10 protein-coding genes are annotated in these 9,888 nt (G+C 33.7%); 7 read left to right on the top strand and 3 right to left on the bottom strand.

Translation table 11 applies throughout. The annotated features are described in order from the left end of the window. Window positions 1-141: 141 nt before the first annotated feature. From EVJ48_09935 to EVJ48_09925, 3 genes are all read right to left on the bottom strand, one after another. Window positions 142-1,404 (bottom strand): ATP-binding protein, encoded by a 1,263-nt coding sequence (locus tag EVJ48_09935; protein ID RZV36841.1) that lies wholly within the window; start codon window positions 1,402-1,404, stop codon window positions 142-144. Window positions 1,405-1,480: 76 nt separating this feature from the next. Next, complete coding sequence (locus EVJ48_09930) at window positions 1,481-1,729, bottom strand: hypothetical protein (protein RZV36840.1); 249 nt, start codon at window positions 1,727-1,729, stop codon at window positions 1,481-1,483. After that, window positions 1,684-1,869: a hypothetical protein gene (locus EVJ48_09925; GenBank protein RZV36839.1), complete on the bottom strand. Its 186-nt coding sequence runs from the start codon at window positions 1,867-1,869 to the stop codon at window positions 1,684-1,686. The genes EVJ48_09930 and EVJ48_09925 overlap by 46 nt, the downstream gene beginning before the upstream one ends. Window positions 1,870-2,032: 163 nt before the next feature. On the opposite strand from EVJ48_09925, the gene EVJ48_09920 reads away from it, so the two are divergent. The 7 genes from EVJ48_09920 (at window position 2,033) to EVJ48_09890 (ending at window position 9,323) form a co-directional block, all read left to right on the top strand. Beyond that, a complete protein-coding gene (locus tag EVJ48_09920) occupies window positions 2,033-2,914 on the top strand; it encodes a CHAD domain-containing protein (protein RZV36838.1) in 882 nt (293 codons plus the stop codon). A 25-nt stretch (window positions 2,915-2,939) separates the two neighbouring features. Beyond that, entirely contained in the window at window positions 2,940-4,478 is a 1,539-nt protein-coding gene (locus EVJ48_09915; GenBank protein ID RZV36837.1) for a Ppx/GppA family phosphatase, read from the top strand. Then, complete coding sequence (locus EVJ48_09910) at window positions 4,475-6,007, top strand: HD domain-containing protein (protein ID RZV36836.1); 1,533 nt, start codon at window positions 4,475-4,477, stop codon at window positions 6,005-6,007. The genes EVJ48_09915 and EVJ48_09910 overlap by 4 nt, the downstream gene beginning before the upstream one ends. Next, complete coding sequence (gene ppk1, locus EVJ48_09905; protein ID RZV36835.1) at window positions 6,000-8,021, top strand: polyphosphate kinase 1; 2,022 nt, start codon at window positions 6,000-6,002, stop codon at window positions 8,019-8,021. Before EVJ48_09910 ends, ppk1 begins: the two co-directional genes overlap by 8 nt. 138 nt (window positions 8,022-8,159) lie before the next feature. Continuing rightward, window positions 8,160-8,405 carry a hypothetical protein gene (locus EVJ48_09900; protein ID RZV36834.1) on the top strand — a complete coding sequence of 82 codons (246 nt, stop codon included), beginning with the start codon at window positions 8,160-8,162 and terminating at the stop codon, window positions 8,403-8,405. Continuing rightward, window positions 8,389-8,856, top strand: a complete 468-nt coding sequence (locus tag EVJ48_09895) for a hypothetical protein (GenBank protein ID RZV36833.1) — start codon at window positions 8,389-8,391, stop codon at window positions 8,854-8,856. Before EVJ48_09900 ends, EVJ48_09895 begins: the two co-directional genes overlap by 17 nt. A gap of 71 nt (window positions 8,857-8,927) precedes the next feature. After that, window positions 8,928-9,323 (top strand): hypothetical protein, encoded by a 396-nt coding sequence (locus tag EVJ48_09890; protein RZV36832.1) that lies wholly within the window; start codon window positions 8,928-8,930, stop codon window positions 9,321-9,323. The last annotated feature ends 565 nt before the right edge of the window (window positions 9,324-9,888 follow it).

Genomic DNA, 9,888 nt, shown 5'->3' with positions numbered 1-9,888 from the left:
TTAAAAATAAATGAATAATTTCGACAGGCAATATTTAAATGAAACGAGTAAAATTATTCATGAAATAATTATATCTTATAAATGTTAATTTAAAATAAATATTGCGTAAACGATAAAAATTTTATTTAATTAATTATGTTTTTAAAACAGACGTCTTGACGGTATCATCCAGATATTCGGTTCTGCAATCTTGTCTATTTTATCTCCGTTATAAACTAAAATACCGCCGCTCCATAATTTGCCGAGACCGTCGGCTACGGCTTTCATAGGTCTTAAATCGGAAGGGGTTACAATACTGCGATTTTTAATTTCAATCCCTATTATTCTTTCATTTATTTTCAAAAGAATATCGAGTTCTAATCCTGAGCGGGTTCTATAAAAATACATTGAGACAGGTTTCTGCATTGTTTTTATCCATTTGTAGATTTCGGAAATTACCAAAGTTTCAAATATATCACCGGAAATCACGTCGCCCCAAAAGCCCGTCATCTGCCTTAATAAACCAATGTCAAGCCAGTAAATCTTCGGGGTTTTTACAGCCGAACTCGTTATATTAGTTCCGTAAGGTTGAAGCAGTATAGTTTGATAAGATATTTTCAGATATTCTAAATATCTCTTTGATGTATCTACGCTTATACCGACATCTCGAGCCAGTTCGGAATAATTGAGAAGTTTTGCATTTCTTAAAGCCGATATTGTTTGAAATTTTTTAAAAGGTTCCAAATCTTCAATTCTTGATAAATCTGCAAGATCTCTTTCTAAATATGTATAAGTATAATCTCTGAGCCATTTTTGCCTTTCATATGCATTATTAATACTTAAAAGGAACGGCATTCCACCCCATCTTAATAAGTGTTCCTGAGCTTCTTTTAATTTTATATCTTCTTCGCCTATTAAAACAGATGGAAGACTTTCCATAAGCTTATGAAAATCTTCTTCCTCAAGGATGCGGTCTATAAGAGGCGGTTTAATAATTTTAGCTCCTAGTCCGGCATATATCTCGGACATCATTAAAGGCCACAGTTCATAAAGCGATATTCTTCCCGCAAGCGATTCCCTTATCTTTTTCAATAAAAGAATTTGACTTGAACCGAGAATTACTTGAAAATCGAGATTTCCTCCGTCATAAGCATATTTAACCTTTTCGAACAGCGAAGGTTCTTTCTGCGCTTCGTCAAGTATAGCTTTGCCTATATCTTTATGCCAGTTTGAGGCCGTAATCTGCGAAATGCCGTCCCGTATTTCCGGAGAATCCAGATTGATATAACGCAACGTATTGTATTTATTTTTTGCAAGAGTGGTTTTTCCGGTCTGACGAGCGCCGGTTATTAAGACGATTTTTCTTTCTTTTTCGGAAGGCAGAAAATTGTATATCGCTCTAAAATACTGTAAATTTTCGCTCATAATCTTAAATTTTACAGTATATTTTAGGAAATGTCAAAATTTATTTCAATAAATCAGGCAACATTTTTGCTAAAGCCTATTCGGAATTAATGCCGCCAAAGAGCCGGATTAGTATTAAGTAAATTGCTTCACATCTTACTGTTTTACCAATAGCCGAATCCCAAATATTTTCTTTATAAAGCATAGCATCGTATCTCATTTTAGATTTTTTTAAGGCATAAAGTTTTACGAAATCGTTAAGCGATATCATAACGAATAACAATTCTGGCCATAATATTTCTATCCTGTAATACACGTTTTTATCGGAACATACTTTAAAAACCATTTCATTTTATCATAATCCATACCGTTATCGACAAATTCAATGTCTCTATCGCCCATTAAAGCGTGTCTTAAATCATAGCAAACACCCATAACTCTGTTCATTACGGATTCGTAAAAAATATTTTCGTTCTCACCCCACATTATATCGTGAAAAGTTAAATAAATATGTCCTCATTTTTAAATGTTACAAAAATTTAACAGAAACGTCACAAAACCGTAACAATTAAAATATATAATATCATCATATTACTTAATTAAATGTTTGATAATAAATTAACGTAACGATAAAACGGAGGTAACGCCTTTGCCTATAAAATCATTTTACGGTTTAAATAAAAATATGACGTCGGAAGAAATTACGGTAAAAATATTAAATTCCCTGCTTGAAGAGATAAAAACGGAAATGCCCGGAATTATAGAAGGAAAAAACGGCGAAAACCTTCATAAATTCAGGGTTGCTATTAGGCGCATTAAAACGCTTTTAAAAATATTCCGACAGCAGCTTAGCGGCAGAGGTATATATTTTAAAAAGAAATTAACTAAAATAATGAAAGAAACTCAAAGGAAAAGAGATTTAGACGTTCTTCTTAAGTCTATGGATTTATACGTTAAAGATGAAGTTCCTGCGCTATTAAAGGATGAAATAAGGCTAAAAATAGAAAAAGAAATAAGAATAGAACAAGGCAAAATTTTATCCGTTATAGGATCTCAGGAGTTTAGCGGTTTTCTTGCCGATTTTGAAAATGCGCTTAAGAATGGAGATTTATTCGATAATAAATTGAACGATGCGGAGCCTCTTGAACGTTTAGTTTTAACGATAAAAAAGACTTACAAAAAATTAACGATTATAATAAAAACTACTTCGTTAGACAATGAAGAACTTCATATATTAAGGCTTATTTTTAAAGAATTTAGGTATATTATGGAATTTTCTTCCGATTTGATTAGAGAAGATATTGTAGTTCAAACAATAAGCCGCTTGGAAAAAATTCAGAAAACCATAGGCGACGCTCAAGATAAAATAGTTCAGATAAATATTTATAAAAAATTAATAGATAAGAGTAAGCCTATAAGAAATGAAATAAAAAAAGCGTTAAACGCAGACAGGAAAAAAGTCATAGAACTTATAGAAAATTTTGAAGAAGATAAAGATATAAAATCTTTTATCCGCGCGCTTAACGTATAGAAAACCTAATAAAGTTAATGAAACAATGAAAAAATCGTTCAGATTAGGGATTATAGATGCGGGAAGCAACTCCATAAAGCTTAAGATAGTAGAAACTAAAGACGGAAACTGCAGCCTTATAGACGAATATAAGGTTTCTGCGAGAATAGGCGACGACTGCTTCAGGACGGGTTATATAAGCGGCGAATCTAAAGAAAAACTTTTTAAAGCCTTCAATTATATAAAAAAGATTATAGAATTAAATAAAACCGACACGGTAAAAGCGGTTGGAACTGCGGTTTTCAGGCATGCAAAAAATAAAGAAGAGATTGCGTCGGAAATTAAACAAACCTGCGGAATAGACCTGAATATAATAAGCGGAGAAGAAGAAGCAAGGTTGTCGTATTTAGCCGTTTCAAGCAATTTTAATCTAAATAAATCCAATTCCGTAATAGCGGATATCGGCGGTGGAAGCGCTGAAATTACATTAGTAGAGCGAGGCGAGATTTTGCAGTCTTATAGTACGCCGCTCGGCTGCCTCAGGCTTAAAAACGATTTTTCTAAAAAAAGACCGCCGTATAATTTGAAAATACCGGCTATGAAGACTTTTATAAAGAACAGTTTTAAAGATTTCCCTAACCTATTTTTTAAAAAAGCAATTTGTACCGGCGGCACGGTAAATAACTTGGCAGCCGTTTATTGCGGCTTTAACGGTAAAAAGGCGGATTCTAGAATAAATTATGTTCCAAAATCGTTTCTGAAAGATTTTATCGACGCAAATAAAAACAGTTCTGCCGACGACATAAAAAAAATAAAATCGGCGGATGCAGGCAGAGCCGACATTATTATTCCTGCCGCCGTAATACTTTATGAAATGTTGACTTATTTTCGTCTTCAAGGATTTTATTCCTTTTCAGGAGGATTAAGAAGCGGTCTTTTAATAGATGAATTAAATAAAAAAGGAGTTTTTATGACTGCGGTAAAAAAACAGGAGAAAAAATACGAAACAGATTTTCCGTTTCCAATGTTCAGCGAAATCGGCAAAAAATTTAACTTTGACGAAAAACATGCTAAACAGGTCGCCTATTTATCCGAAAAACTTTTCTATGCGCTCGAAGAATCTTACGGGATATCAAAAGAATATCTTAAATATCTTATTGCCGCCGCCATGCTTCACGATATCGGAAATTTCGTGTCGATGTCAAAACATCATAAGCATTCGCTTTATTTAATAAAAAACATCGACTTAGCCGGTTTTAGCGACTACGAAAAGGCGATAATCGCCAATATTGCAAGATACCATAGAAAAAGTCCTCCAAAAAAACATCATGATATATACAAAGATATAAGAGAAGGAGATATCGACGCCGTAATTAAGCTTGCATCTATATTAAGAGTTGTGGACGCGCTCGACAGGGAGCATAAAGGAAACATTGAAGATATAAAGCCGGAGGTTACGGATAAAATTATTACGCTTAATCCCGTTTATAAAGGAGATATACTTTTAGAAGTCGAATCTTTAGAAACTAAAAAAGATTTAATGGAAAAAATAACCGGAAAGTACGTATTTCTTAACGCTCAATGAAATCCGGTATTTTTGGAATCGTAGATATAGGGGCGGGCAGTATAAGATGCCAAATTTCTGAAGTTTCAAAAAATTCTGACGCCGGACGGCGCATAAAAACGCTCGAGTATATAATTTTTCCGTTAAGTATCGGAATGGACACGTTTCTTAAAAAGTATATAACTCTCGATACCGTTTACAAGGCCGCCGAAATTTTTGGCAATATTAAACTAAAATTTAAAGAATATGATATAAACGGCAACTATAGGGCGGTATGTACTAGCGCCGTCAGAGACGCGGAAAACAAACATTTTTTTATAAACCATATAAGGGTAAAGACGGGTATAGAGCTTGAAATAATAGACGCGGAAGAAGAACTTTATATAAAATATCTCGGAGTAAGCGAATCGCTTAAAGGGTTTAAAAAATTAGAAAGCAAAGGGTCGGTGCTCGTCAATCTGTCCAGCGGAAACGTAGGTATTAACATAAGAAAACATAAAATCAGCCTTTTTTCGTCGACTCTTCCTTACGGCGCTTTAAGAATCGCCCAATTGTTTAGCGATATAGACGAAAGCGTTAAATATAGGGCTTACGAGCAATATATAAATAAGCTTGTTTTACTGCTTAAAAAAAGTTGTACAGAGTACGATAAAATTACCTCGGTCATAGGTTCGGATACTTCTACCGGCCTGCTTTTGGAAATATTTAAACCGGAAGGGAATTTTTTCGATATTGCGGGTTTAACGGATCTTTATTCGAAAATAAAAACGTCCTCTATTTCGGAAATCTGCGCTAAAATTTCTATAAACGATTACGACGCTAAGATTTTAAAGCCCGTTTTATATGTTTATATATCTATAATGAAATCGGCAGGAGCAAAAAAACTTTACTTCTCCGACCAGAACTTTTCCGACCAGCTTACGCGGTTTTATCTTATAAAAACGAAAGAAAAGAAATTTAATAAAAAATTAATAGAATATTTTTTTTACTTCGGAAAAAAATATAACCTCGACGACAAACACGCTAAACAGGTTCTTATGTTTTCCGAAAAAATACGGCGTTCGTTGAAAAATATTCTTATTATTAAGCCGGATGAGCGTGCCGTCCTTGTCGGTTCGGCTATTCTTCACGATGTCGGGTATTATAATAATATAAACGACCATCGTGAATATTCTTACAGAATAATTAATTCTTTGAATATACCCGGTTTAAACAGGGAGATACTCGAAAATATAGCATTTTGCGCATTTTTTCACGGAAGCGGCGAATATCGTCCTTCGGATACTGCGCATTACCGGATAAGTCCGGAAAGAGAGCTTACCGTAAAAAAGGTAATTTCGATTTTAAAGATAGCCGACGCTTTAGACGCCGGTCATATGCAGTTAATAAAGGATATAAACATAGAAGTATTGGATAAAGTCGTAAAAATTACGGCAGTTTCATCGGTTACGCCTTTTTTGGAGATAAAGTTTTTTAAATTAAAATCGACGGATTTTCTCGAAACATTCGGCATTCCGGTAGAACTTGCCGTAAAACTTGATTATGAATAGCGTTAGCGTTTATAACAACAGGGAATTGAGCTGGCTCGATTTTAACGAAAGAGTGCTTATGCAGGCGGCAGACGAAACCGTTCCGTTATGCGAAAGACTTAAATTTTTGGCTATACATTCCGCTAACTTAGACGAGTTTTTTATGATAAGGGTGGCGGGACTGAAGGATTTGATATCTGCCGGTTACAAAGAAAAAGATATATCCGGTTTTAGTCCATCCGAAGCGTTAAATAAAATTTCCATTAGAGTTCATAAGCAGGACGAAAAAAGTGCTTCGATTTTTAACGCTCTCGCCTCCGAACTTATCAAGCTTAAGATTTTTATATTTCCGTTAGAGCCTTTCGATATGGAAATTTTAGACGAAATATTCGATACGGAAATATCGCCGGTAATTACTCCCGTTATGATTTCCGAAATAGAAAAAATACCGTTTATTTTTAATTTAAAATTATGTTTTTTCGTAGAATTAGAAATCGAAAACAAAGTATATGATGCTTTGATTATTCTTCCAGAAAACGTAAAGAAGGTTTATAAAATTAAAAAATCTAAAAAATCATATTATTTTACTCCGGAAAACATTATAGAAAGGTATATAGATAAAATATTTCCGGGTTACGCCGTAAAGGATTATTTTTTATTCAGGGTAACCAGAAACGCCGATTTGCCTATAAAACACGAGGACGTGGAGGACCTTCTGTCCGCAATAGAAGAAAACATTTCGGCAAGAAAGTGGAGCAACATCGTAAGAGTCGAAATAAACAGAGAAATTAGCAACGTTTTAACGAATAAAATCAAATATTATTTAAGGATAAACGGGGATTATGAAGACGAAGACTTTTATATAACGAACCGCCCCCTTAATCTGTCGTTCCTGTTTAATATTAAAGAAGAAAGCAGGGGTTTATATTACAAGCCCTTCAAACCGGCAATCCCCGACTACCTGAAAAATAAAAGTATTTTCGATATCGCAAAAAAGAAAGATATTTTGCTTTTCAGGCCTTGCAACGATTTTAAAATTATATCTAAGTGGATTGCCGAGGCTGGGAACGATAAAAACGTGCTTTCTATAAAAATGACATTATACAGGACGGATAAAAACTCCAAAATAGTTGAAGCGCTGGCAAATGCGGCATTAAAAGGAAAGCACGTATGTGCGGTAGTGGAACTCAAAGCGAGGTTTGACGAAGAGAAAAACGTAAAATGGGCCAAGAAACTGGAAGAGGCTGGATGCATCGTGACTTACGGTTTTTCCGATAAAAAAATACATGCGAAAATATTTCTTGCGACAAGAAAAGAAGAAGGTAAAATCGTAAGATACGCCCATATTTCTACCGGTAACTACAACGAATATACCGCAAATATTTATACGGATATCGATTATATTACCGCGGAAGAAGAGGCATGTTCGGAGATATCCAATATGTTCAATTATATGACGGGCTACTCCGACATATTTAAATGGAGCAGAATAAAGTTAGCCCCCGTAAATCTGAGGCGAACGCTCGCCGAGCTGTTCGATTTTGAAATAAGCGAGGCTAAAGCCGGAAGACGCGCCGAAATAATAATCAAGGTAAATTCTGTATTCGACGCCGAAATTACAGATAAAATTTACGCGGCAAGTTCGGCGGGCGTTTTAGTAAAAATGATAATAAGAGGCATATGTTCGATAAAGCCGGGTATAAAGGATTTAAGCGAAAATATCGAGGTTAAAAGCATAATAGGAAGGTTTTTGGAACACGCAAGGATATACTATTTTTATAATGCAGGAAATGAAAAAGTTTTTATTTCCACCGCAGATTTAATGACGAGAAATCTCGATAAAAGAATAGAACTTTTTTTTGAAATCAAAGACCCCGAGTCTAAAAAAAAACTTATGGATATTATTGAATGCAACATTAACGACGACTTAAAATCATGGCTTCTTAAAGAAGATAAATATACGTTCAATACTCGGGAAGATTCAAAATTTAACTGTCAGGAACGAATTTGCAATAAGTTTTGCGGAGAAAAATAGGACTTCATTTTTAAATATTTCAAAAATTTAACATAAATGTCATAAAACTGTAACATTTGTATGTTATCATTATCATTATATTAATTAAAATTTTTCGTAATATAAAGAAAATTTATAATGTACGAGGAGAGTTAAATTATGAAATTTGTACCTTCTCGAGATTTAAGACTATATACGAATAAAGTAATCGACGACCTTAAAGAAGAACAAGAGATTATAGTTACGCAGAATGGAATGCCCGTTGCTTTAATGATACCGATTGACCCGAAAAATTTAAACGAAACGCTCAATTCATGGCAATCTATAAAATTAAAAAAAGCGGTAAGAGATTTAAGAGAATCGGCTATTAAAGAAACCACAATAAACAATGACTCAAGGGAATAATTTAGCTAAATTTTATAAACGCCTCAAAAAAGAAATAGATAAATATCTTTTCGTGTTGAGAACGGAAGTATTTATCGAAGGAGTTCTTAATGCGGAAAGTTGTTGTGGGCGGCTTATAGACTATCTAATAGACGGAAGATACGATATCGCTCTAGACGACAGAATTTATTTAGAATATTTTACCGAAATTCATAGTAAAAAAATAGAAAAAAAGAATATCGATTATCTGTTCGCTTTTTTAAAAGAATACGGTAAATTCGTTACGGCAAAAAAAATACAGACGCACGGAATTCATTTAGGAGATAGTAATTTTTTAAAATTTATAGAAGTTGCTAAATCGTCTGAAGCAAATGCAATCGTTATTCCCAAAACGGATGTCGTTAAATATGGAAATATTCATTTATTCACTTCGGTTATAACGCCCGAAGAAGTTTTTGAAAAATTTTTATGAATATTGCATTTATACGCTGGGAATATTGGCTATTTCGAGTAAGATAACGGTAAATTTTTAACAAACGAAAAATGAAATTCAATTTATATAAATATATTATATCGATAACTTTTTTAGCTTTTATATTAAGTCTTGCTCTAAGCGGCTGTTCCTATTACGTTAAACCGGTACCCCCGCCTTTGACTATTTCAGAGATAGCTAATTTATGCAAAAGACATGTTCCTAAACTTACTATTATTAAGAGACTAAGGGCTTCGCATGAAATATTTTACTTAACGGCGAGGCAGATAATAAAACTTCATAAAGAAGGCATTACTTCAGGCGTTTTAAATTATATGCTTAGAACCGGCATCCGCAAAAAACAGCATAGGGCGTTTAAAAGAGGACAGCATATGCAGCCCTGCTGGGTATGGCAGAACTGGCAATGGACGCCTTTTGCTCCTTATCCGTATTTTTACCCCTATTGATTCCCCTATATACTTATAACATAATTCAACACTACTTTATCTAAAAAGCGGATATTTTTATTTCTATCTGATATATGCGTATTCCGTTTTCATTGGACTATAATAAAAATGCTTTTATACAATTTTTCCGATTCTTTATCGTCGGGGACGTTTTTATCTATAAATGCATACCATGCGCTCGTATCGATAAATATGCGGTTCATGGCTCTAACTATTGCGCATTAATATTCAGGTAACAAAAGTACGACAATCCTGCAACAAAATTTAACATTATTTAACGTAAATTTCATAAAGTTGTAACATTCATTTGATAAAATTATTATCAATAATATTGATTCATATTCATAAAAAACCTTAAGGAGGATTTATGTTACGGAAAAAACGAAGTTTTTATCCGTTGGGCGCTTTAGTAATGTGCGTCCAAGTTATTTTTACATTTTAAAATAATAACAAAAACAAAAAAAAGGAGAAAAGAAATGAAATTGAAAGTTCCTGATGGTAAGTTAAGAAAGATTGGTTTGGGGATAGGGTTAAACAGGACTGAATTTAAACTAATCCTGTTTAT

It is taken from the genome of Candidatus Acidulodesulfobacterium acidiphilum (assembly GCA_008534395.1).
Lineage (GTDB): Bacteria > SZUA-79 > SZUA-79 > Acidulodesulfobacterales > Acidulodesulfobacteraceae > Acidulodesulfobacterium_A > Acidulodesulfobacterium_A acidiphilum.
The sequence above is the reverse complement of the archived record's forward strand: the minus strand, read 5'-3'. Positions and strand labels throughout refer to the sequence as shown.